The sequence below is a fragment of the Actinospica robiniae DSM 44927 genome (genome assembly GCF_000504285.1).
GTDB classification, from domain to species: domain Bacteria; phylum Actinomycetota; class Actinomycetes; order Streptomycetales; family Catenulisporaceae; genus Actinospica; species Actinospica robiniae.
Genome location: NZ_KI632511.1, coordinates 1,763,755 through 1,787,785 on the forward strand (window position 1 = coordinate 1,763,755; position 24,031 = coordinate 1,787,785).

At 68.1% G+C, this 24,031-nt stretch carries 18 protein-coding genes and 1 riboswitch; of the genes, 13 read left to right on the plus strand and 5 right to left on the minus strand.

The window, feature by feature from the left end; translation table 11 throughout:
* Positions 1 to 225 precede the first annotated feature (225 nt).
* A complete protein-coding gene (locus tag ACTRO_RS07625) occupies positions 226 to 915 on the minus strand; it encodes a hypothetical protein (RefSeq protein WP_034262319.1) in 690 nt (229 codons plus the stop codon).
* A gap of 417 nt (positions 916 to 1,332) precedes the next feature.
* Between ACTRO_RS07625 and ACTRO_RS07630 the strand changes: the two genes are divergently transcribed.
* Positions 1,333 to 3,093 carry a multicopper oxidase family protein gene (locus ACTRO_RS07630; RefSeq protein ID WP_211244153.1) on the plus strand — a complete coding sequence of 587 codons (1,761 nt, stop codon included), beginning with the start codon at positions 1,333 to 1,335 and terminating at the stop codon, positions 3,091 to 3,093.
* A gap of 41 nt (positions 3,094 to 3,134) precedes the next feature.
* Positions 3,135 to 3,986, plus strand: coding sequence for a right-handed parallel beta-helix repeat-containing protein (locus tag ACTRO_RS43010; RefSeq protein WP_157435916.1), 852 nt, complete (start codon positions 3,135 to 3,137; stop codon positions 3,984 to 3,986).
* Positions 3,987 to 4,467: 481 nt separating this feature from the next.
* Here ACTRO_RS43010 and ACTRO_RS07645 read toward each other — a convergent pair whose 3' ends face one another.
* Complete coding sequence (locus ACTRO_RS07645) at positions 4,468 to 5,127, minus strand: restriction endonuclease (protein ID WP_211244154.1); 660 nt, start codon at positions 5,125 to 5,127, stop codon at positions 4,468 to 4,470.
* 407 nt (positions 5,128 to 5,534) lie between these two features.
* On the opposite strand from ACTRO_RS07645, the gene phoU reads away from it, so the two are divergent.
* Positions 5,535 to 6,173: a phosphate signaling complex protein PhoU gene (gene phoU / locus ACTRO_RS07650; protein ID WP_034262324.1), complete on the plus strand. Its 639-nt coding sequence runs from the start codon at positions 5,535 to 5,537 to the stop codon at positions 6,171 to 6,173.
* A 381-nt stretch (positions 6,174 to 6,554) separates the two neighbouring features.
* On the opposite strand, the gene ACTRO_RS07660 is transcribed toward phoU, so the two are convergent.
* Complete coding sequence (locus ACTRO_RS07660; protein ID WP_034262330.1) at positions 6,555 to 8,753, minus strand: MMPL family transporter; 2,199 nt, start codon at positions 8,751 to 8,753, stop codon at positions 6,555 to 6,557.
* A gap of 96 nt (positions 8,754 to 8,849) precedes the next feature.
* Between ACTRO_RS07660 and ACTRO_RS07665 the strand changes: the two genes are divergently transcribed.
* Positions 8,850 to 9,482 (plus strand): TetR/AcrR family transcriptional regulator, encoded by a 633-nt coding sequence (locus ACTRO_RS07665; RefSeq protein WP_063627939.1) that lies wholly within the window; start codon positions 8,850 to 8,852, stop codon positions 9,480 to 9,482.
* A gap of 230 nt (positions 9,483 to 9,712) precedes the next feature.
* Here the strand turns inward: ACTRO_RS07665 and ACTRO_RS07670 are convergent, their stop codons facing one another.
* Positions 9,713 to 10,357: a TetR/AcrR family transcriptional regulator gene (locus ACTRO_RS07670; RefSeq protein ID WP_051450474.1), complete on the minus strand. Its 645-nt coding sequence runs from the start codon at positions 10,355 to 10,357 to the stop codon at positions 9,713 to 9,715.
* Between the two features lie 215 nt (positions 10,358 to 10,572).
* On the opposite strand from ACTRO_RS07670, the gene ACTRO_RS07675 reads away from it, so the two are divergent.
* The 9 genes from ACTRO_RS07675 (at position 10,573) to ACTRO_RS07715 (ending at position 21,613) form a co-directional block, all read left to right on the plus strand.
* Complete coding sequence (locus ACTRO_RS07675) at positions 10,573 to 10,956, plus strand: DoxX family protein (RefSeq protein WP_034262333.1); 384 nt, start codon at positions 10,573 to 10,575, stop codon at positions 10,954 to 10,956.
* Between the two features lie 96 nt (positions 10,957 to 11,052).
* Positions 11,053 to 11,526 carry a carboxymuconolactone decarboxylase family protein gene (locus ACTRO_RS07680; protein ID WP_034262336.1) on the plus strand — a complete coding sequence of 158 codons (474 nt, stop codon included), beginning with the start codon at positions 11,053 to 11,055 and terminating at the stop codon, positions 11,524 to 11,526.
* Positions 11,527 to 11,692: 166 nt separating this feature from the next.
* Positions 11,693 to 13,111, plus strand: coding sequence for a GH1 family beta-glucosidase (locus tag ACTRO_RS07685; RefSeq protein ID WP_211244155.1), 1,419 nt, complete (start codon positions 11,693 to 11,695; stop codon positions 13,109 to 13,111).
* Between the two features lie 72 nt (positions 13,112 to 13,183).
* Positions 13,184 to 13,269: riboswitch (ZMP/ZTP riboswitch) on the plus strand.
* A gap of 29 nt (positions 13,270 to 13,298) precedes the next feature.
* Positions 13,299 to 14,459: a phosphoribosylaminoimidazolecarboxamide formyltransferase gene (locus ACTRO_RS07690; protein ID WP_034262343.1), complete on the plus strand. Its 1,161-nt coding sequence runs from the start codon at positions 13,299 to 13,301 to the stop codon at positions 14,457 to 14,459.
* Positions 14,460 to 15,892: 1,433 nt separating this feature from the next.
* Positions 15,893 to 17,368, plus strand: coding sequence for an alpha-amylase family glycosyl hydrolase (locus ACTRO_RS07695; RefSeq protein WP_084316061.1), 1,476 nt, complete (start codon positions 15,893 to 15,895; stop codon positions 17,366 to 17,368).
* A gap of 60 nt (positions 17,369 to 17,428) precedes the next feature.
* Complete coding sequence (locus tag ACTRO_RS07700; RefSeq protein WP_169739850.1) at positions 17,429 to 18,847, plus strand: trehalose-6-phosphate synthase; 1,419 nt, start codon at positions 17,429 to 17,431, stop codon at positions 18,845 to 18,847.
* A gap of 155 nt (positions 18,848 to 19,002) precedes the next feature.
* Positions 19,003 to 20,046, plus strand: coding sequence for a hypothetical protein (locus ACTRO_RS07705; protein ID WP_051450476.1), 1,044 nt, complete (start codon positions 19,003 to 19,005; stop codon positions 20,044 to 20,046).
* Positions 20,043 to 20,528, plus strand: coding sequence for a cupin domain-containing protein (locus ACTRO_RS07710; RefSeq protein WP_051450477.1), 486 nt, complete (start codon positions 20,043 to 20,045; stop codon positions 20,526 to 20,528). Before ACTRO_RS07705 ends, ACTRO_RS07710 begins: the two co-directional genes overlap by 4 nt.
* Before the next feature lie 56 nt (positions 20,529 to 20,584).
* A complete protein-coding gene (locus ACTRO_RS07715; RefSeq protein ID WP_169739851.1) occupies positions 20,585 to 21,613 on the plus strand; it encodes a Gfo/Idh/MocA family protein in 1,029 nt (342 codons plus the stop codon).
* Here ACTRO_RS07715 and ACTRO_RS07720 read toward each other — a convergent pair.
* A complete protein-coding gene (locus ACTRO_RS07720; protein WP_211244156.1) occupies positions 21,607 to 23,964 on the minus strand; it encodes a glycoside hydrolase family 31 protein in 2,358 nt (785 codons plus the stop codon). The genes ACTRO_RS07715 and ACTRO_RS07720 overlap by 7 nt on opposite strands.
* Between the last annotated feature and the right edge of the window lie 67 nt (positions 23,965 to 24,031).

Sequence of the window (24,031 nt, forward strand, 5' to 3'; positions counted from 1 at the left end):
TTCCTGCCGGTTGCGGGCGTCGACGCTACGCGTCACGAGTTCAACCGGTCACTGCGCCCTTGCCGGTCTGCGCGATCAAGCCCGTGGCCATGGCGACGAAGGCCAACCGGCGCGAACTGCTCGAGGCGCTCGAGCTTAAGGCGGCCGCGCACCGCCGACGACGCTATGTACGCGGCCGAGGAGGCCGGGCGAAATCGGGTGACGGTGGCCGAGTCCTGACGAAGGTCACTTGTGGGTGAAGGTGAGACCGATCTCGTGGCCGTTCGAGCCGGTTGCGCCGGGCAGCCAGGAGTTGAAGATGAAGCCGTCCTCTTCGCCGGAAGTACGACTGGCGCTACATGAGCCCAGGTAGGTCACGTAAGAGTCGATGTGGTCGACCGCCGGGCCGGTGAAGGTGAAGCTGTCGCCCGTCATCACGCCGGCGAGGATCTTCGAGGTCACGTTTCCGGCGGCGTCGATGGTGAGGCGGCCGATGCTCCTATCGCCGGTGTTCCAGGTGAATTCGAGCATGGCGTTCTGCGCGATGCTGGTGCAGTCGTGGTTGAGCTCGGTGACGTTGTTCACCGAGGGCCCGCCGACCGAGGTGTAGCTGCTCGACAGGAGGACGGGGTGGTGGTGGCGGTTGCCGCGGGCGAACTCGCCGTTCGGCGACGAGCAGCCCACCGTGGCGCCCTTGATCTCATTCGGCGACTTGGTGATGCCGTTCTTGTTGAGTGGGAACAAGAAGTCGTCCTGTTCGACGAACACCCGGCAGGCCAGATCGGCTGACCTCGGCCCAGCGCTCCGGCCGTCGTGGTGTGGCACGAGGTGCGGGATGGCAGGACCCGCAGGAGTGGCCGCCGCGGGCATAGCGCCGGCGAGAGCGATGCCGCCGGCGACGATCGTCGGCACGAGGATGCGCGTCAGAGGTTTCATGTCTGGTTTTCTAGCGCTCGACCTCCGCTTGCCGAGGGACCCGAGCTGGAAGGTCACCCTGACAGCCCCACCGGGATGCGGCGCGACGTCGCCCGCCGGGGCCCGCGGTGACCGATCCACCACGAGTCGAGATTGTGGCAATATACTCCTACCCTGATATATGTCGAGCCCCTGCCCGGCTCGGCTCATCGGGTGACTCTCGCACGACTTCCGGCGTGCCGCTGAAGCAGCCGGAACCAGCCTTGTATTCCTTTAAGCGCCAGGTGAGGCGAGTGAAGGCTGGAGACGATGGTTGAGCGCAGGAGATTTCTCGCGGCCGGCGCCATGGGGAGCGCGGCAGTGCTGGGACGAGGTGCGCCGGGAGCGCAGGCGGCCGCGTTCGCGGCCGGGCGCCCGAAGGCCTCTGCTGACGGAGCGATGTCTGCGGACGCTTCGATCCCGCAGACTCCTCCGCTGGCGAAGTACGTCGACCCGCTGCCACTGCCGCTGACGGCTGTCCCGGACCCCTCGGTGTATCCGGGCGCCGACTACTACGACATCGCGATGCGGCCGGGCACCTGGCGGTTCCACCGCGATCTCGGGCCGGCGAGGGTATGGGGCTACTGGGCCGCCGACCCGAACGACCTGAGCAAGCCGATCGGCATGGGCTATCTGGGCCCGACCATCAACGCGACCGTGGACCGGCCGATCGTCCTGATGACCCGCAACCAGCTGCCGACCACCCACCTGTTCCAGTACGTGGTCGACCAGATCCGCGGCGGAAACGCTCAGCTCACCCCGATCCCCCCGCCTCCCTACCAGACCGAAATGCCTTTCCCCGCGAACGTCAACGTGTGGAACGTCGTGCACAAGCACGGCGGCTACACCGCACCGCAGTCCGACGGCATGCCGAAACAGTCCTTCAGCCCCGACGGCGTCCACGCCGAGTCCTACTCGACCCTGGACCCGAGCCGCGTGAAACCCAATGAGGCGATCTTCGGCTACACCAACCACGAGCACCCCTCGATGCTCTGGTACCACGACCACGGCATGGGGCTCACCAGCGTCAACGTCTACGCGGGTCTGGCCGGGCTGTACCTCGTCCGCGATCCCGCCGAGGCGTCGCTCGGACTGCCGCAGGGTGAGTTCGAGGTTCCCCTGATCCTGCAGGACCGCACCTTCCACCCCGACGGCTCGCTCGCGTACACCATGACCGAGCGCGAGGGCGAGGACACCCCGGTCGTCAACGGAAAGGCATTTCCGTTCCTGGCCGTCGAACCGCGACGCTACCGACTGCGCTTCCTCAACGCCTCCAACGAGCGCTTCTGGCGGCTGAAATTCGCCGTCCCGCCGGGCGTGCTGCCCGAGCGGGTACTCCCGTTCTGGCTGATCGGAACCGACGGCGGCTTCCGCGCCCCGCTGCGCATGCTCAACTTCCTCTTCTCCTCCGCTGAGCGCTACGACCTGATCGTCGACTTCAGCGACCTGCCCATGGGCACGAACGTCACGCTGACGAACTACAACGCACCGGTCCACTTCCCCGGCGGCGTCGGACCGGAGATCAGCGAGATCATGCAGTTCCAGGTCACCAAGCCGCTCTCCGGCCCCGATCGGACGAGGCGACCGCGGGAGTTGAACCTCCCGGCGGTCGAACCGATCCAGGTCGCCGCGGACACCCGCCGCCGGGAGTGGGTCATCTACCAGCATGAGATGTTCGCCACCATGACGCTCAACGCGGTGCCGTTCGCCGCGCCGTCCCAGGACTTCATCGAAGCGGGCTCGACCGAGATCTGGGAGTACATCAACCCCAACCACGACGCCCACCCGATGCACGTGCACCTGGTCAACTTCCAAGTGCTCAACCGGCAGCCGATCGACGCGTTCGGCTATCAGGCGGCTTACGAGAGGTGGATCGACGGCGGCCGCCGTCCGGCAGACCTGCCGGTGCTGGCGGACTACTTCACCGGTCCCCCGATCCCGCCGGACCCGGACGAGGCGCTGTGCCGCAAGGACACCGTCAAGGCGTACGCGGAGATGGTCACCCGGATCGTCATCCAGGAGTTCGATCCGCCGACGGAGACGCTCGCGGGGATCCCGGGCAGCGGCGCCGAATTCCCCGCGACCTACATCCACCACTGCCACATCCTCGAACACGAAGACGACGACCTGATGCGCCCGTGGACGATCGAGCGAGCCTGACCGCGACCGACCCGCTACCCCACCGAAAGGAACGCCGCGAGATGAGACCGCCTCTCAGCCGGCCCGCCACCGCCGCAGCCGCGGCCCTCGCGGCGATCGTAGCCGCGTCACCCGCCGCGTACGCGTCGGCGCCGGAAGCGAAGACGCTGTACGTGGCCACCAACGGCCACGACGCCGACAACGCCTGCACCGCGCGCGCCCACCCTTGCCGGCATCTCTACTACGCCATCCACAATGCCGCCACCTACACCGGAGACGCCGTCACCGTCGTCGTCGCCGCCGGGACGTACACGGAGAACGACGAGATCGACGCCCCCGCCCTGGCCTCACTAACCGTCGAAGCCGTCCCCGGCACCGTCACCGTCGAAGGCCGGCGCCGCACACACGCAAGCGTGTTCACCATCGACAGCAGCACGAGCACCCTCCAAGGCTTGACCATCACCGGCGGAGACGCGGACCGCGGCGGCGGAATCAACAGCTACAGCGGCACCGTGACCCTGAACACCAGCACCGTCACCGGCAACACCTCCCCACGCGGGGGCGGAATCTTCAACGACGGCGGCACTCTGACCCTCCAGGCCAGCACCGTCAGCCACAACACCGCCGAGTACGAGATCGGCGAAGGCGGCGGAATCTACAACTTCGGCGGCACCGTCACTCTGACCCACAGCTACGTCACCGACAACACCGCCCGATACACCGGTGGCGGCATCTACAACGGCGCCGGCACAATGACCGCGACCGACAGCACCATCACCCGCAACACCGCCGCCCCCACCCCCGGCAGCGGCGGCGGAATCTACCAGGCCGCCAGCGCGACCAGCACACTGACACGCACCCTCGTCGCCTCCAACAACCCCGACAACTGCGTCCCAGCCGACCTCTGTCCGTGAGCCATCGCGATATGCGCCGCGGATGAATCTGTCCGCCGATTACGGCTCGTGGAGGGACGCCTCCATCTGGTGAGCGTCTCCGTGGCGTGCAATAAGGAAAACAGCACGCGGGGGCCACCGCCGCTTGACCTCCCGGCAGGTGGACGGGTGGATCGATGAAACCCGGGCGACGCGAAGCGGCGAGCACCCAGCCGATCATCAACTCGCTCCAACCGTATCTTCAAACTAGCGTCGGATCAGGCCGCGGCGTCTGGCGCGTGCGCCCGCAAGGCGCCGGGTCGGGCGCATACTCGGCGCCGACAGCGCCATCTCACCGGCGGCATCCGCGATCAGCACCCCGTCGGCTCTTTCGACGGTGAGGATGAATAGGCCGGGAAGCGTCGTCAACGCGTTCACCTGTTCGATGGGCGGACGGCTCGAGCCGGGCGAGTCCACTGGTCGCGGCCTGTGGCCTGGTCGGCACAGACGTTCGCGGCGCTGGTCAGCGCTCGCCGGTTGCCCGATGGTTTTCCCAGCTGGCCAGGAGGGACGGCAAGGAGGTGCCGCTGTTCCAGAATGCGAGTCGATCGCGTTGGATGAGGTAGACCTGGTGGCGGCCGGCCAGCTCCGCGGCTTGCCGGGTGAAGCGCCGTGCGGTGGTGACGAACAAGGCCACGTCGGCGCCGTGCTCGGCACGGACCGTGCCGAGGAACTGTTGCATCTCGGGTCCGGTGACGGATCCGGAGGCCCGGTACCGCTTGCACTGGATGACCACGCGGCGACCGTCGGGCAGGTTGGCGATCACGTCCGCGCCCAAGTCGCCCGCGCCGCCGCCGGACCGTACGATCACGAGGCCGTCGCGCAGACACAGGTTGGCCACGTGACGCTCGAAATCAGTGCCGGCCATGGCATCCAGCGACACAAGCCGGCGATACCGGTCGGCCTCCGCGATCCCGGCGCGACGCTCACGCTCCGCGGCGGCTTCCCGCCTGCCTCGTCTGATCGGCCCGGACAGTATCGCCCACACGGCGATCACCCCGCTGACCAGCCACCACAGCCACGCCAGGGACGGGATGACGAACGTCAGGATTATCGTGCACAGGAACGAACCGACAGGCACGATGACCACGCCGCGCACACCGGAGGGCTGCTGCATCGCCATCGCAGCAGGCTCCGAGGCGCCACGGCGAGAAGCTCGCGTCGCCTTCGCCTGGGACGTCTTCGTCGTTCGGAGCTGCTGCGCCATCTCGCTCCTCGGCCCGGCACGGCGTATCCGCGCGGCTTCGTCCAGCAAATCAGAAGGCTTGCATCTGGCCTACCGGCGCGCGAGATCATCGATCGGCGCTCTGAAGCGCGCGCGTTGAAGGTGCTGCTCTCCGCCTAGCACACGGTAGATCACGCTGCAGTACCCAGTGATGGCCGCGGCGCGCGCCGGCCGAGCGCGCCGACAGGATTCAGCTTCCCGTTGCCATCCGTTCATGTCGGCCACGGCGCGCTGCACGCTGCGGCCGGTACCGTGTGGCGTTCGGAGAAACGCCACACGGCGAAGAGAAACGGAGCGCCCGCGCCATGCGCGACGAATACCACGAGCAACTGGACTCGGTCGGCCACACCCTGGTCGAGATGGCCGGTCTGGTGGGCCGGGCCCTGTCCCGGGCCACCACCGCCCTGCTGGAGGCCGACCTGGCCACTGCGGAAGCGGTGATCTCCGCGGACGACGCCGTGGACGCGCTGCACCGCGAACTCGACGTGCGCACGCTGGACCTGATGGCCCGCCAGCAGCCGGTGGCCGGCGACCTTCGCACCCTGGTCACCTCGCTGCGGATGAGCGCCGACCTGGAGCGCATGGGCGACCTGGCCCGGCACATCGCCAAGATCGCCCGGATGCGTCACCCCGAGCACGCGGTGCCCGAGGAACTGCGTCCGGTCTTCGAGCGGATGGGCCGGATCGGGACGCAGCTCGCGCAACGGGTCGCGGACATCGTCGAGGCCCAGGACGTCGATGCGGCCCGCACGCTCGAGTCCGAGGACGACGCCGTCGACCGGCTCCACAGCGAGGTGTTCACCACCCTGCTCTCGCAGGACAATCCGTACACCATCGAGTCCGCGATCGACGTGACGCTGCTCAGCCGCTACTACGAGCGTTTCGCCGACCACGCCGTCTCCGTCGCCCGTCGGCTGGTCTTCCTCGTCACCGGGGAGCAGTAGGCTCGTCCAGCCCCCCGGCCCGGCTGCGCGAACGGCGGAAACACGGCGTGCGCCCGGGCCGGCTCACTCGGTGTCAGGCTCTGAAGAACCGGGTTGGCCAGCGCCGCGCCCTTGAACATCCGGCGGACCAGGCGGCCCATCCACACCACGTCCCTCGACACCTCGACCTCGGCTTTCGTCACCTTGCGGACCGGGAAGTACACGACGGCCGACCATCGGCGGACGTGTAGCACGAGATTTCGGATAAGTCTGACGAATCGCAGGCTGGCGGCAGCCACGATCGAGTGAACGGCTGCCGTTCGAGCCGCGGTGGCGCGCGTTCTCTCGAGCGGCTCGCCGGCGACCTAGCGGGGCCCGGTGGTCGTACCGCGTGCCGGGCGGTCATGAGGTTCCTGATACGGTCGGCGCCGTCTGCTCGGGCTGGGCCGGAATCTCGTGACGGGCCGGCGGGCGCGGCGAGCTGGGCGGGATGTGCAGAAGGCGTGCGAAGCGGGTGGGGAGCCACCAGTTGTAGGGGCCGAACATGGATAGCAGGGCCGGGACGAGCAGGGCGCGCACGATGGTGGCGTCGAGCAGGATGCCCGCGCCGAGGCCGGTGGCGAGAACTTTGAGGTCGGTGTCCGGTGCCTGGGAGAGTGCGAAGAAGGACAGGGCGAGGATGAGGGCGGCGCTGGTGACCAGGCGACCGGTGCGCCCGAGCCCTTCGACGATCGCGGTGTCGGTGCCGGACTGCGGGTCGGCGTCGTATGCCTCGCGGATGCGGGCCAGGATGAAGACCTCGTAGTCCATGGACAGCCCGAACAGGAACGCGAAGACCATCAGCGGCACGAAGTTCGTGATCGCTCCGGTCGCGGCGATGTTCCAGAGCGCACTCGATCCGTGGCCCTTCTGCCAGACCAGCACGAGGACGCCGTAGGTGGCGCCGACGCTCAGGGCATTGAGAGCCAGGGCTTTGACCGCCAGGACGAGGGAGCGGAAGGTCCGGGTCAGCAGGATCAAGGAGATCACCGCGATCAGGGCGAGCATGAGCGGAAACGAGCCGTAGACCGCGTGGTTGAATGCCTGGAACTGAGCGCCCGAACCTCCGACCTGCGTGTTCATTCCGGCGGTGGCACTGCGGACTTGGTCGATCAGCATTGTCCCGCCGGCCGCGTTGGTCTCGCGCTCGGGCAGTACGTCGATGACCGCGACGCCGTGCGCCTGATCCGCAAGGGTGCCGGTCTGCAGGACGCCGTAGACGCCGGGCAGCGCACGGGTCGTGCCGAGGACGGCGTCGGCGTGGCCGGGGTCGGTCAGGATCTGGATCGGGGTCAGCACCCCGCTGGGGATCGACGCGTCGGCGAGCCGCTCGGCGTTCTGCCTCGTCGTGCCCGAGGAGGCGAGCGAGGTGGAGGAAGGTTCGCCGGCCACGAGTGAGAACGCGGGTACCAGCAGCGCCGCCAGCACGGCGAGGCCGGCGACTGCGGCGATCCTGCGATGGCGGATGACCAGCCGAGCCCATGCGCTCCACCCGCGCGAAGGGCCGGTGCGCGCGTTCCGGCGGCGGGGCCGGTCCAGAAAGGGCCCTGCGGTGGCGAGCAGGGCGGGCAGCAGGGTGCTGCTGACCAGGACGCTGACCAGCGGGATCAGGACGCCGCCGTAGCCGATCGAGCGCAGGAACGGTACCGGCAGCACGACCAGCGCGAGCAACCCGAGGGCGACGGTCAGCCCGGAGTAGAGGACCGAGCGGCCTGCGGTGTGCAACGCCGCCTGAACCGAGTCCTGATTGGTGCGGCCGCGGCCGCGTTCCTCGCGCCATCGGGTCACCACCAGCAGCGAGTAGTCGATCGCGACGCCCAGGCCGATCAGCGCGACGATGAACTGCACGAAGACGGACACGTCCACGACGGTGGTCAGCGTCCCGACGAGCAGGAAGGTCGTGAGGATCGAGGCCAGCGCGGTGATCAGCGGCAGGATGGCGAGGAAGGACCCGAATACGAAGCCCAGGATCAGGATGGCGCCCAGGGCGCCGATCGCCGTCTCGGCGAGCACGCCCGTCCCGCCGCCGCTGGAGCCGGTCAGCTCCCCGATCCCGGTCACTCCGACCGTGGTGCCCGGGCCGAGATCCGCGGCCCGGGCATAGATCGCCCCGGCGCTCTGGCCGAGCGGCTTGACGTCGACGCCACCGTCGTTCGGCGGATACGCCAGCACGAACGTGGTGCGCAGGTCTCGGCTGACCAGAGCGCGGTCGCCCGCGCTGGCGTACGAGATCACGCGCGGGGCGTGGCGCCCCGGCACGGTGAGCGCCTTGGTGAGCGCCGCGTCGCCCCGGGCGAGCGCGGCCGCCACGGCGCTGGAGGTCACCTCCTGCCCGGGCGGCACGCCCACCACGATCAGCGCGGGGTCTTGCGCGCCACCGGAGCCGACGGCGCTCAGGATGGCCTGGTTGGCTTCGTATCCGGGCTCTCCCGGCAGGGTGAAAGAGGCGCTGAGCCGCGAGGACACGCCGGCGGTCACGGCGATGCCCGCGACCGCGACCAAGGCCCATGCCAAGATCACCCATCGCGCGTGGACCGAGCAGAACAGAGCTATGCGACGCATGGAGGGTCCTTCGACAGTGCCCCGGGGGAACGCCCGCCGGGGCATTAATTCTTACAGGAGTGTCAAAGCTAACCTCGTCTGCTATCCTTGTCAACTGTGTCAAACTTAAGCGGCGACCAGGACGGCGCGCCCGGCCGGGACGACGGCGACCGGCAGCGCCGCCGCCGGTCCGATGCCGACCGGAGCGTGGCGGCCATCCTCGATGCGGCAGCCAAGGTGCTCGCCCGCGACCCGGGCGCGAGCATGGCGGAGATCGCCAAGGCCGCCGGCCTGACCCGGCAGACCGTCTACGCGCACTTCCCCTCGCGCGACGCGCTCTCCCGGGCTCTGACCGACCGGGCCACCGACCGGGTCACCGCGGCGCTCGAAGCCGTCGACCTGAGCCGCGGCTCGGCGGCACAGGCGCTGCAGCGGCTGATCCAGATCAGCTGGGAGGCCTTCGAATCCGAACCCGCGCTGCTCGACGCCTCGAGACCGGCGCGCGACCCGCACGATGAACGGCAACGGCACGAACCGGTCTCCGCGCTGCTCCGCGAGCTCGTCGAGCGCGGGCAGCGCGAAGGCGACTTCGATCCCGCCCTGCCGACCAGCTGGATCATCGCCGCGACCATCGCACTCGGCCACGCCGCGGGAGAGGAAGTCCGCGCCGAGCGCCTCACCAGCTCCCAAGCCGGCACCGCGCTCCGACAAGCGCTACGACAAGGTTTTGCGGCGCCATCATCCCCCTGATCGCAACGCGCCGCGGCGTCACCCACGACGAGGCGCGCAGCCGCCGACGGTACGTCCGTTGCGCCACAAGGTAGATGACTTTAAGTCAGATCACGATCTACGGCTGGAGTACTTACCGCGGTCTTGCTGGAGATGCGGAATAGTCGCTGAGAGCTGGAACTCGAAAGCTGAAATTCGAGGACGCCGGACGGCCGAAGTCAATGCCGACGAGCGTCCTGCGCGCTACCGTCCTACGCGCGACCGGCGTTCTCCTTGATCGCGGCGGCGATGAGCGCGCGGGCGGCCCAGATGACCGTGTCCAGTTCGGCCTGCGGGTCGAGGCCGCGCACGTCGCGCAGGGCGATCTGCGCCTCCCAGCCGACCACCGCGCAGAGGGCTGAGATGAGGCGGTGATACGCCTCCTCGCCGAGGGTGGCGCGCAGTGGTTCGCAGGCCTGCTCCAGCCAGGCGATCCGGCGCGGGCTTCGCCGCGGCGCGGCGGCAGGTTGGGCGCCGCCGGCAGGCGGATCGACGGTCAGGCGGATCAGGCGCCGGCCGATCGGCAGCGAGTCGGGCTTCTGCTGGAACAGCGTCTTGACGAGTACCTCGATGCGGTCTCCGGCATCGTCCACGGCCGGGTCGGCCAGGGCCTTGTCGACCGCGGGCTCGTTGAGCGCGCCGAGAGCAGCGTCGAGCAGCAGTTGATCGAGGGTGGGGAAGTACAGGTAGACCGTGCGCCGCGACACGTCGGCCGCGGCCGCGATCTCGTCGATGGACGGCGCGGCACCCTCGGCGCTGAGGCGGATCGCCGCGTCCACGATCGCTTTGCGGGTGCGCCGGCGCTGGGCCTCGCGCCCGCCGCGGCGCGCCGGATCTTCAGAGGTGGTGGTCGTCATCGTGTTCTCCTGCTCTCCAGTCCTCGCTGCGCGCCGAACGGCGGTTGACGGCCCTTCGGAATCCGCTTGACGGCCCTTCGGCACGAGCGTATACCTTTGTGCATTGGATGCACAGTAGTGCAGTGAATGCACGGTGCTGCAATATGACGCCGTGCCACGCAAGCGCTCCCCATGCATCACGTCTACGCCACGCATGCGCCCTCGAAGGAGACCCCATGAACCTCGCACTGTGGATCACCACCGGCCTGCTCGCCGTCGTGGCCCTGGTCGGCGGCGCCAGCAAGCTGTTCGTGCCCAAGGAGAAACTGGCCGCGACACGCGGCGGGGAATGGACCGCGAACGCCCGCCCGACCTTCATCACCGGCCTCGGCGCCCTGGAACTGCTCGCCGCGTTCGGGCTGATCCTGCCCGCCGTGCTGCACATCGCACCCGTGATGGTGCCGGTGACGGCGCTGTGCTGGGTGGCGCTGATGATCGGCGCGATGATCACGCACGGCCGACTCGGTCAACTCGCCCTCGTCGGAGTGAATCTCGCCTACCTCGCCCTCGCCGTGTTCATCGCGTGGGGCCGCCTGGGCCCGGCACACCTCGCCGGCTGATCGCATCCCCGTTCAAGCCCTCCGCGCCGACACCCGCGGCCGCAGCACATCCACATCCACATCCACAGCCAGCCCGACCACCTGAGGAGATCCGCCTTGCACGCACGGCTCAACCCCGTCGCCAGCCCGACCTTCAGCGAGTTCGCCAGACATCTGATCGCCGCCGACCGGTCCCTCGCGAACTCGACGTTGCCGCGCTCCGTCCAGGAGCTCGTCAAGCTGCGGGCGAGCCAGATCAACGGCTGCGGCTTCTGCACCGACATGCACGCCAAGGACGCGGTCCACGCCGGCGAGTCGTGGGAGCGGCTGAATCTCGTCGCCTCCTGGCGTGAGGCGACGGTCTTCACCGATGCGGAGCGTGCCGCGCTCGAACTGGCCGAGCAGGGCACCCGTGTCGCCGACGCCGCCGGCGGCGTCACCGACGCGGCCTGGGAGAACGCCGCCCTGCACTACGACGAGGAGCAACTCGCCGCACTCGTCGCCACCATCTCGCTCATCAACGCCTTCAACCGCGGCAACCTCATCATCCGGCAGCCGGCAGGCGGCTACCGGGCCGGCCGGCACGCCTGACTCCGGCCGGAATACCGGATGACGCCGTACGTCCGGGTGCGGCGAGATCATTGCGTACACGGAGAAGTAAGGGCCCTCAGGCTGCGCCGGGCCGCAGCCTCACCGGCGGGTGCATGACAGCTGAAGGACAACCGGCTCGACAGTCGGCAGAAAGATGGAGGAGATCATGGGTGGGACCGACGACTTTCGCGAGAGCGGCTTGAAGTTCCCCGAGGGGTTCGTGTTCGGCGCCGCGACCTCTGCCTACCAGATCGAGGGCGCCGCCACCGAGGACGGACGCGGACCGAGCATCTGGGACACCTTCAGCCACGCTCCGGGCAACGTCGAGAACGGCGACACCGGTGACGTCGCAGTCGACTTCTATCACCGCGTCGAGGAAGACCTCGACCTCATCAAGAGCCTGAGCCTGTCCGCCTACCGTCTGTCCATCGCGTGGCCGCGCGTCATCCCCGCCGGGACCGGCGAGGTCAACGAAGCCGGCCTCGCGTTCTACGAGAAGGTCGTCGACGGCCTGATCGCACGCGGCATCGAGCCCGTCGTGACGCTGTATCACTGGGACCTTCCGCAACCGCTCGAGGACCGTGGCGGCTGGACCAATCGTGAGACGAGCTACGCCTTCGCCGAGTACGCGCGAGTCGTGGGCGAGCGCCTCGGTGACCGGGTCGCGGTGTGGACCACGCTCAACGAGCCTTGGTGCTCGGCCTACCTCGGATACGCGAGCGGCGAACACGCCCCCGGCCGCCGCAACGAAGCCGACTCGTTCCGGGCCGTGCATCATCTGAACCTCGGACACGGCCTGGCACTCATCGAACTGCGGAAGGTCGTCACACGGCCGGACGCCACGTTCTCGGTCACCCACTGCCTGGCGATGGCCTACGCCGCCGATCCCGCCAACCCCGAGGACGTCGATGCCAAGCGCCAGATCGAGACGATGCAGAACCGGGCTTTCACGGACCCGCAGCTGCGCGGCTTCTACCCGGCCGATCTATTCGAGGACACCAAGCACATCACGGACTGGTCGTTCGTGCAGGACGGGGACCTCGAGCTGATCCACCAGCCCATCGACGTGCTGGGCGTCAACTACTACTGCACCGGCACCGCGCAGCGCAGTTCCGAGCACTCGACCGAGGGAACCGCATACCCGGGCGCGACGCGTGTCCAGCCCGTCGAACAGCCGGGGCCGCGCACGGACACGGGCTGGAACATCGCGCCGCAGGGTCTCTATGACCTGCTCGTCGCAACGCACGAGGCGTACCCCGAATACGAGATCGTGGTCACGGAGAACGGCGCGGCGTACCGCGACCACGTCGTCGACGAGGACGGCGTCAAGCGCGTGCACGACCCCGAACGCGTCGACTACCTCCTGCGCCACTTCGTGGCGGCGCACCGCGCGATCGAGGCCGGAGTGCCGCTGACCGGGTACTTCGTGTGGTCGCTGATGGACAACTTCGAGTGGGCCTTCGGCTACTCCAAGCGGTTCGGCATCGTCTACGTCGATTACGAGACCCAGGAACGCACCCGGAAGGACAGCGCGCTCTGGTACACGAAGCTCGCCGAAACGGGTGTCATCCCGGCGGATCAGTAGGCTGCCTGACTCGTCGCCTCCCGGGCGTATGCCGAAGTATCCGGGCGCCGGGCGCGCGGAACCGATAAGGTTGCGTGCAGCTGCGACTGGCGAGGGTGGAGTGACCACCGGGAAGCGGCTTGGATCCGATGCGAGCGTCGACCGCCTGGGCGCTTCCGTCAGCGATGCCGCTGAGGAGGCCAGGGTTATGGAACTGCGCTATGGCATGAACCCGCACCAGGGCGCGGCGGAGGCCGCGCCGGTCTCGCAAGGCCGATGGCCGTTGCGTGTGCTCAACGGGAACCCCTCGCTCATCAACATGCTCGACGCGCTCAACGGATGGCAATTGGTCCGCGAGGCGCGCCGAGTCCTGGGCCGGGAAGTCGCCACCTCGTTCAAACACGTCTCGCCCGCCGGGGCGGCGACTTCCGGCCCCGTCGAGGACGACATCGCCGAACTCTACGGCGTGTCCGCGGCGGACCTGAGCGCCGTGGCCGGCGCCTATCTGCGTGCCCGCGACGCGGATCCGAAATCGTCGTACGGAGACCTCGCCGCCGTCTCGGAGCCGGTGGACGAGGCGCTGGCCGAGGTCCTCAGCGGGCTGGTGTGCGACGGGATCATCGCGCCCGGATACGCGCCGGGCACGGTCGCGAAGCTGAGCCGTAAGAAGGACGGCCGGTTCCTCGTGATGGAGGCCGACGCGGGCTACAGCCCGCCACCACGCGAGACGCGCGAGGTGTTCGGGCTTCGTCTGACTCAGGACCGCGACACGGCACCGGTGACGGCCGACGTACTCACCCGCGCCGTGGACGGGCAGCAGTTGCCACCCCGGGCCGTCGCCGATCTCTTGCTCGGGCTGGTCGTCCTGCGCTATACCCAGTCCAACTCCGTTTGCTACGTACGAGACGGGGTGACGATCGGCATCGGCGCGGGGCAGCAGTCCCGCGTCGACTGCACCAGGCTCGCCGGCGCCAAGGCGGACACGTGGTGGCTGCGGCGCCACCCGTCCGTTCGCGCTATGGCCTTCCGTCCCGAAATCCGCCGCCAGGAGCGGATCAACTGGCAGATCCGCTTCATCGAAGGCGGGCTGACTGGCGAGGAGGCGACCCGCTTCGCCGAGGCCCTGTCCGTGCCCGCCGAGGCACTCACCGCCGACGCGCACTCGCGGTGGATCGCAGGTCTCGACGGCGTCGCCCTCGCCTCCGACGGTGCCCTGCCCTTCCGCGACAACGTCGACCATGCCCGACGCCACGGCGTGCGCTACATCGCCGAACCCGGCGGATCCACCCGCTCCTCCGAAGTCGAACAGGCCTGCCGCGAACACGACATCGTCCTCGCCCGCACCGGCCTGCGCCTGTTCCACCACTGAGCGCCGCGGGCCGGCCCTTTGAAATCACCCCCACGACCTACGCTCAGAAAACACCGGGACTCCCGCAGATGTAGGCACTACCGGTCAGGCTGCGCCGACCGGCAACCCACGACAACTTGCGAGCGAGGCCCGGCCTCACAAACCGGCACCTACATACCGTCTAGGTCGACGATAACGAGGGAGCGCGTCTGGTGTGGCCCGCGTGGCAGAGCTGGGCAGGGCTGGCATGGATATGCCGGCGTACAGTCAGGGGTCTTCTGACTGTACCCGGCCCTGTAGGGTCTAGCGCCTCGCCAGCGGCACCGCGATCCACATGAACGTCCTCGCCGTCGTCTCCGATCGCGTGAACTCTTGATCGTGATGATGAAGCCCGGCCCTAGTATTCCAGCCGGACTTTGACTGTTTCGGCTGGTCAGAAGCTGTGTGTTGAGTCTGGCGCGGGGCTTTGCCGGCACCTGGGTACCGCGCAGCGCCGCCGGTGGTGACAGGCACGCGCGACCGGATTGACCGGCGCGTATGCTGCGGCAGGCTTCGGGCCCAGCGTGGCCGTGTTTCCGTCGCACCCCTGCCCGTCACCGCGGGATCGCCCTGGCGTGATCAGGGAGATGCCCCTATCGTCTTCGTCAAGCCGGCGAGTGTTCAGTGGCGATTTCTGGATCAGTGCCCGCGTGGGCGTGGATCCAGCCTGCGGGCGCGCTGCTGGAGCGGGCTGCCACGCAGGCGTGGCAGCCGGGTCCGTATGTGGATGTTGCGAGAGTTCGGCTCAGGCGTCCGCGGAAGCGTGGGGCGGCGTTCCGTCGGCGTCCAGGCTACGATCCGGGTCTTGCCGTGGAACGATCCTCTGGCGGTCTTGATTCCAACGGTGTTGTTGACGACCTCGCCGACGCCTACGCCCGCCGGCCCCGACCGCCGCCGACGGCGTCGTACGAGGGCTGCTGAGGACACCAGTTCGTCGTTCGGCCGGTCGCTCGACACTCGCCGATCCCGTTCCGGGCGTCGGTGAACGTCAGAAGACTGTCGAAGGAGGGCGTGGCGGAACGAATCGACTTCTGGCTAGTCTTTCTTGTTATTGGCCTACCTCTGCTATATTCCCATTCCTTCGATCCGGTTGACCTTTGCTTCGAAAAGCCTGCGCCACGCGGCCTGCTCTGGTAACCTTCGTGATACTGCAACGTCGGCACACCTTTGAAGAAAAAGGTACTTCCAGTGTCCTCGGCAAATGGCGCATCTTTGATTGACCTGATTGTGCCCGGCACGGATGCCCGGAGCATCGGAGCGGCGACTGGCGCCGGCAGCGCTCTTCGGCCCGGCGCTACCGAGCTTCCGCGCGACCTACACGCACCGACGCACGGCTTCGCCGAGAACGCCCGCGGTAGTCAACGCGCCGGAGCGGTTGTCTGCACGGCGATCCCGTCGACCGAGTCGGCCACCCCATGAGAAGGGAACGGCTGCGCCGGGACCCGGTGCTGTACGAGGTTTACCTGAGGTCCTTCGCCGACAGTAACGGCGACGGTATCGGTGACCTCGCCGGGCTGACCTCCCGTCTCGACCATCTCGTCGATCTCGGCGTGGACGGCCTCTGGCTTACGCCTGTGTTCCGTTCGCCGCAGTTCGACTTCGGCTACGACGTCTCCGACTATCTCGACATTCACGTCGAGTACGGTTCGATGCCGGATATGGATGCGTTGATCGACGCGGCACATACGCGTGGTCTCGCGGTTATTCTGGACGTAATCATCGGGCATACCTCAATCGAGCACTTCTGGTTCCGTGAGCACCCCGACCGGTATATCTGGGCGGACCAGATCCCGAACAACTGGCTGTCCGTCTTCGGTGGATCGGCCTGGCGGCACGATGAGGAGGCCGGCCGCTACTACTATCATCGGTTCTATCCCGAGCAGCCGAACCTCAACTGGGGGAATCCCGAGGTACGCCGGGCGGTCCACGAGATCCTCGGCTTCTGGACGGGCCGCGGTGTTGACGGGTTCCGGCTGGATTCGTTGGACGGTATCGCCGTCGATCCCGGGCTTCAGGACGAGCCGCTCGCAGATCCGTCGGCCCTGCGCGGCCGTGAGCGGGACCCTTGGGCACAGTACTGGAGCCTCCAGCACGTCCACACCTGCAACTTGCCCCAGGTGCTCACCGAGCTCAAAGAGATCGCCACAGCGTTTCCGGATGCCGCCCTGGTGGTCGAGGCAGATCTGCCCAACGAGCAACTGCTGCCCTACATGCGGCTTGCCGACTGCTCCTTCGCCTTCGACTTCATCAGAGCCCCGCTCGACGGCGTCGCCCTCGCCCGTGTGATCGATGGCGCCGGGCTAGCCGGACGAGGCAATCTGGCCTGGGCGCTCTCGAACCATGACCAGCCAAGGATGGTCAGTCGGTGGGGCCGCGACTTGGCGGGTGTCGCGGCGGTGCTCCTGCTGAGCCTGCCGGGATGGTCGTTCATCTACCAGGGCGACGAGATCGGTATGGTCGACGGCCCAGGCGGCCCGGACCTGCGCGACCGTAGCGGGCGGGACGCGGTGCGCCACCCCATGCAATGGAATCGGTCGGGTGGTTTCACCACCGGGACGCCGTGGCTCCCCTTCATCGACCCCGAGGTGTGCAACGTCGAGGACCAGCGCGGAGCAGCCGGATCGACCCTGGAGCAGTATCGGACGCTCATCCGACTCCGGCGCGAACTGCGCGGGCCGGTGCGGATCGTGGCAGCCGAACCTGGATTCCTGGCTTTTCGCCGCGGCGGCCATACGATCAGCCTCAATCTCGGGGACGAGGACCACGAACTCGGGCCCGGTCAGTTGGTCTACATGACCGGGCGTGTCGAGCCCGGGCGCCTCGGGCCGAGGTCCGCCGTCGTTCAGGTTGCCGACCCCGACAGCACCGGCGGTCAGCCCTCTGAGAGATAGATCGTCACCAGGCCGGCCGGGCAGACCAGGCCGGCGATTCGGAAGGATCCGCCTATGCGTTTGGTCACATGCTCCAACAGCGGACTGCAGGTTGGCCCGGACGGCTCCGTCCTGGCGGCCGGGCAAGCGACTCCGGGGGGGCTGGTACCGATCCTCACCGCCCTGCTCAGCGAGGTCGGCGGGCGCTGGATCTTCTCGGCGCCCGGCCTCAGCTCCGGCGAGGCTCCGGAGCGGCCGGACCGAACAGCCTATGAGAGGGATGTCCGCTGGCAGCCGCTGGCGCTGGACCAGGCCCTCATCGACGAGCAGCGGGAGTCCATAACAATCAGAACCCTGCTGTGGACCTTCCACTACCTCCACGACACAGCCACGGCGCCGCTGTTCAGCGCCGACGTGCTTCGGGGTTGGGGCGCGTATGAAGAGGTGAACCGGCGATTCGCCGACGCCATGGCCGAAGCGCTCCAAGGTGGGGCCGACGAAGTGGCGCTCGTGCACGATTTCCATCTGATGCTGGTCCCCGGCCTCCTCGCCGCCCGTACCCGTACCCGTGGCCGAGCCGGCCGGCTCGCGTACTTCCACCACATCCCCTGGTGCGAGCCGGACTACTTCGGGCTGCTTCCGGATTGGATGATCGCTCGTATCCTGGAGAGCTTGCTCACCTGCGACTTCGTCGGATTCCACAGCGGTCGGTGGGCCGACGCGTTCGCGGGCTGTGTAGAACGCTTTCTGCCGGACGCGGTCGTCGACGGACGTCGCATCGCCTATCGTGGGCGCGAAACGGTGGTGACGGTGGCGCCTGGACCGATCGACGCCGCTGTTCTCGATGAGCTTTCCCGCGACCCGAAGACGGACTGGTGGCGGCAATCCCTCACTGCCCAGGCGGGCGGGCGGCGCCTCATCGTACGGGTGGACCGGATGGACCTGTGGAAGAACGTGGCCCGCGGCTTCGCCGCCTACCGAGAGCTGATCACCCGGCGCCCTGCCATCGCCGAAGACTACTGGTTCTGCGCGATCGTCTCGATGCCCAGGCTGGTCACCGAACGCCACCGGGAGTACAGGGCCCTGTGCGAAGACCTGGCGCGTAGCGCCAACGACGCCTGCGGGGCAGGGCGCGACGCGGTCACCCTCGTCTATCCGGACGGTTCCGGCAGCCCGCGCAACAGGGCGGCCGCGGCACTGTCCTTGGCTTCCGCCGTGTTCGTCAACCCGACATTCGACGGCTTGAACATGGTCGCGAAGGAGGCAGTGGTGCTCAACCCCGACGCTCCGCTGCTGCTGTCCGTGAACGCCGGGGTGTACCCGCAGCTGGCCGGACACGCAGTGCCGATTCAGCCTTTCGATGTGAGTTCGACTGCTGACGCACTGGAAAGCACGCTGTTTCGCAGTACACTGAACGGTGCTAGCGAAGTAGCGGCCGCAGTGCGGTCCGAGACCGCGGCGACGTGGCTACAGGCGATTCTCCACACGTCTGGAGGCTGACCGCGTCCCGGTTCGTGCGTATGCGTCCCAGGGAGGGGAGAGTGGACGTTCGGACGGAGCCCCCGCGGGTACCCTCGCGGCTCGGGATCGGACCGGTATCCAGAAACGTCGTCGACGCGGCGGTTCGCCTGGCATACCGCCGAAAGCGTCACGTGATGCTCGTGGCGAGCCGTGGCCAGATCGAGTGCGTCGAACTCGGCGGTGGCTACGTCGAGCAGTGGTCGACCTCCGGCTTCGCCGGATACGTCAGAGAGCACGACCCAAAGGGGTTGATGCTGCTGTGCCGGGATCACGGCGGACCGTGGCAGCACCCGGATGACGCGGCTCCCGGTGAACTGGCATCGGATACGCCGGACCGCGCGGAGGCCCGGGCCATCGGTCGCTGCCTGATCTCCCTGCGCGCCGACATCGATTCGGGGTTTGATCTGCTTCATCTCGATACCTCGCATGACAGTGCGGGCGAGGCCGAGTTCGACAGGGCCCTGCAGCGTCTGCTCGTGCTCTACGACGCCTGTAAGAATTACGCGGAATCGACCGGGCAGCGCGTCGCCTACGAGATCGGCCTCGAACGGCAGGTACCCGACACTGACGACCCGGATCGCTTCGCCGTGCGGCTCGACCAGATCATGCAGGAGATCTCCGCGCGCGGATTGCCGAAGCCGACCTTCGTGGTGGCGCAGACCGGAACCATGGTGGTCGCGGCTGGCAACCGCGGGCTGATGGCTCGTTCGCCGGAGGACGTGGGCCGCACCGTAGGCGAGATCGCTCGCCGCTGCCGCGACTCCGGTGTCGCGCTCAAGGCGCACAACGTCGACTACTTGCCGGCCCGCGCCGTCGGCGAGCTGTTTCGACGCGGGACCGGGGCGGTCAACGTGGCGCCTGAGTTCGGGGTCTGCGAGACCCGAGCATTCCTCGATCTGCTGACACAGTCCCAGTTGACCGCCGAGCGTGACCGGTTCCTCGGACTCGCCTACGACTCCGGCAGGTGGCGCAGATGGGCGGCCGAGGACACCGGCGACTTCGAGCGTGCCGTCCTGGCCGGCCACTACGTGTTCGGCACGGACGAGTTCCGCGAATTGAAGGAACGCGCGGACCACGCTGGCCGGGCCCGGCGCACATCCGTCGACACAGTGCTCGGCGAGGCATTGGACCGTTGCCTCGGCCGGTACGCCGATTTAGCGTGGGGAGCGCTGCCATGACGGACATCCTGACTGACCTACTCAACAATGCCACATGGCCGGAAGGCGGCGAGGCGCCGTCCGGGAGCCTGTCAGCCGGGCAGGCGAAGACGGTGCGCAAACCATGGGGCGAGGAGCGCTGGTTGGTGCCGGAAGGTGCGCCGTTCGGCTTCAAGCTGATCATCGTCCGTGCAGGTCTGCGTACCAGCCTGCAGTACCACCGCGCCAAGGAGGAGGCGAACCTCGTCCTGTCCGGCATCGGCCGGCTGCACCGGGCCGAGTCCCCGGACGCGCCAGCCACCGTGCATCCGCTCGTTTCCGGGCAGATCGTCCACGTGCTGCCCGGCGTGGTACACCGTGTGGAGGCCGTCACCGATCTCGTGATCGTGGAGGTGTCCACACCAGAGCTCGATGATGTTGTGCGCCTCGCCGACGACACGGGCCGCGGTGCCGGGCGTATCGCCGCTGAACACGAGCCACAGCCGCCGAGCGCACGGAAGTGACCTCGAAAGGGGTTGACCCGGTGTCCTCGAGGGGCGCCTCGAGGACACCGCACGATGTGTCGTGGAGGATCGGCGTCCTGGCCGGAACCGGTACCGTACTAAAGCGTACGCTTCCGGCGCTTCTTGCGTCGACGGATTGCCGCGTGACCGTCATGCACGGGCGCGACCCGGACCGGCTCAGGGCGGTGGCTGCCGTTGATCCGACTATCCGTCTGGCTGCGAGCGAAGCGCAGTTCGCCGAGCTCAGGCCGTATTACGACGTCGTCTTCATCGGATCGCCGCCGTTTCTGCATCTGCCGCACCTCGAACTCGCATTTCGGCTTGGCACTCCGGTCATCTGCGAGAAGCCGTTGACGGCTCGCCGTGCGGACTATCCGCGGCTGGCCGGACTGCTCGGCGCAGGCGGCCTGCCGTTCGCTCTCGCTCACCAGGTCCGGCACCAGCAGGCGGTCGCCGAACTATCGCGGTTGATCAGCTGCGGCGACCTGGGTGCTCCGGTCGCAGCCGACCTGCACTGGTGCTTTCTGATGAACCATGCCGCATCGAACGCCCGATGGAAACTCGATCCGACGCTCGGCGGCTCGAACGCCATGTTCGACTGCGGGGTCCATGCCATCGATCTGGCGCTATTGCTGTTCGGCATGCCGACCCGAGCCGGCGCCACCGCGCACCGGATCAATGGCGCCGCGGTGCAGGATGCGGTGACTGTCGTCCTCGACTACCCGGGCTTGGCGGTCACGATCGTCGCCTCCCAAGCAGCCGCGGCCGCCGGAAACGACGTGCGCATCGTGTTCGAACGCGGCACGGCGCACGCGCGCGGCCTCCTCGGCGAGCGAGCCGCGCCCGCCGTCGAAGTCGTCGGAGCGAAAGCGCAATCGGCCGGGCACGTCAAGAAGATCGCGTGCGCAGACGACGACCTTTACCGCCGCGAAGTCGAGGACTTCTGCAGGTCGCTGAACGGGTCGGCGCCTGGGCTGGGAACTAGTGCCGCCGAGGCCCTCGACGCCGCGCGGATCCTGTTCGCCATCGAGGATTCCATAGCCTCAGGGCGGTTCGTCGAGCTTGGCGGGTACTGTCCTCAGTAGTCGTCGGCAGCTGAGATGATCTCCAACAGGGCGCCGTACAGGTTGCCGGGCAGCGCGAGGGAGTGCCAGAGCCCGGCAAGCGCCGTCCCAGAGAGCCGGCCTGCCGCGTATCGCTCGGCGGCGGCGTACGCGTGTTCCTTGACTTCATAGTCGATTGCTGCCTCCTGGAGGATGTCGAACACGTCCTCCGCTGTGGTGCGGCTGAGCGGCCGCAGCCGGGATACCTGGGCGACGGCGACGGACAGATCGAGGCAGCCCAGGTCCACGATCACGCCGGATGGCAGCGGCCCGACGCCCACCCGGTCCGACCCACTGACCGGCCGCTCCTCGCCGGCGGCCGGACGGCTGAGTGCGGCAGCGACCGGCGCCGTCTGCACGCCGATGAGATCGAGCAGCACAATGCGCTTTGTCAAACTGCCCTGACCTTTGACGGGGCCGATGGCCAGGTGTAGTTCGGCGGTATCGTCTCCGACGTCCGACCAATGCGTGGTTACCGGCGTTTCGTGCCGCTCAGCCGTCGTCGGATACGCCGAGCCGTCGTCCTCATAGAGGACCGCCGATCCCGAAGAGCCGGGAAAGGCCCGAAGGACGATTGCAGCCGGATTGGCGTCGGCGGACGCCATGGGATCGGCTGCAAGCGGGATCACGGCTCCCGCTCTGGCGAACACAGGCATCTGCGCCAGTCGGCGGTGTAGCACCAAGCGTCGGCCGCCGGTGTAGCGGCGACCGGTGAAGAAGTCGAACCAGATCCCCTCGGGCAGCCAGACCGACACGGTAGCCAAGTGGGATACGGCGTCGGCCGGCGCTGTCACGGGAGCGACCAGCAGGTCGGGGCCGAACATGTACTGGTTCGTAACACAATAAGCCTCGGGCTGGTCCGGGTAGTCGTGGTACATGGGGCGGACAACGCCGAGGCCATCAGTATGCGCGGTCCACATGGCGCTGTACATATACGGCACCATCAGGTGCCGCAGACGCAGGAAGTCGGCCATGATCCCAGCTGCCTCGGTTCCACGCAGCCACGGCTCGCGCGAGTCGAACCGGCTCCGGCTGGAGTGCAGCCGGTTGATCGGCGAGAAAGCACCGAACTGATACCACCGCACGGCGAGCTCGTCGTCCCGGGCACCGAGCATGTGGCCGCCGACGTCGTTGCTCCACCAGAAGAAGCCGAGGTTCGCCGCAGTCGCGGTGAAGTACGGCTGGAAGGCGAGTGAGGCCCAGGTGGCAATGGTGTCGCCGGAGAATCCGACCGGATAGCGGTGGCCGCCGGGTCCGGCGTTGCGCGAGAGCGTCAGAGGCCGACGTCCGCAGCGCCCTGAGTCCGTATAATGCAGATGATTGAGCAACCAGAGCGGGTCCACGCCGCGGGCGCGTGTGGCGCCGCCGGCCTGCCAGTGCCAGTCCACCCACCAAAAATCCACGCCCTGTTCTTCGAGCGGATGGTGCAGGAGCGAGAGGTAGTGCTCCGCAAAGTCCCGGCTGGCAGGGTCGAAGGCCACCTCGCGGCCTGTGGCCGGGTCCTGACCGAGCGCCCGGGCGAGCTGAGGGTACGCTGCCTCGTGTCGGCGCACCCCATCACCGGGATGGAGGTTGAGGGACACGGCCAGGCCCCGTTCGTGCAATTCACGCAGGAACGCGGGGGCGTCCGGGAAGAGCTCGGGGTTCCAGGTGTAGCCGGTCCACCCGGCGCCGAGTTCCGGGTCGAGGTCGACGAGATGCCAGTCCATGTCCAGGACTGCGACGGACAGGGGGATGCCTTCGGCGGCGAACCTGTCCATGAGCTGCAGGTATTCTTCGTCGCGGTACCGGTGGTAGCGGCTCCACCAGTTGCCCAGAGCATACCGGGGCAGTAGCGGGCTCGGGCCGGTGAGATGGAAGTAGTCGCGTAGCGCGGAGCGGAAGTCGCGCCCGTAACCGAAGAAGTAGAGGTCTTCCCCGGTCTCGGGGCCGGGAGTGAACCAGTCGTCTGCTGTGAAGAGCATCGCTCGCGGATCGCTGATGACGGCCAGCCCGTTCGCAGACAGAACGCCCGACGAGAGCGGTACCGGGCCGTCGGCGTCGTCGAGTGCCGACACCGTGCCGCCGAGGTTGTCCAGGGCGGTCGGGTGGCACGGCAGCGTCTCGCCGAATCGCCATGTTGTCACCAGGGCGGTCGGCGGCTTCGTGCGCAGCGAGATGCTGAGCCCTTCCGGGGTGAACCGCTCTCGGTTGTAGCTCAGATGCAGGGAGCGCGTCCAGAGATTGAGGGTTCCCCCTTCGTCGGTGACTGTGAACTCGGGCACTGGGAAGCGGCGGTTGACCGCCAGCTGGGTCGGCAGGTCGACGAACTCCTCCCGGTCGCTCCACTCCATACGGATGAGCCGGTCGGTCAAAACGGAGAAGCGATAGCCTGGACCTTGGACGACGCACCGCGGGTCA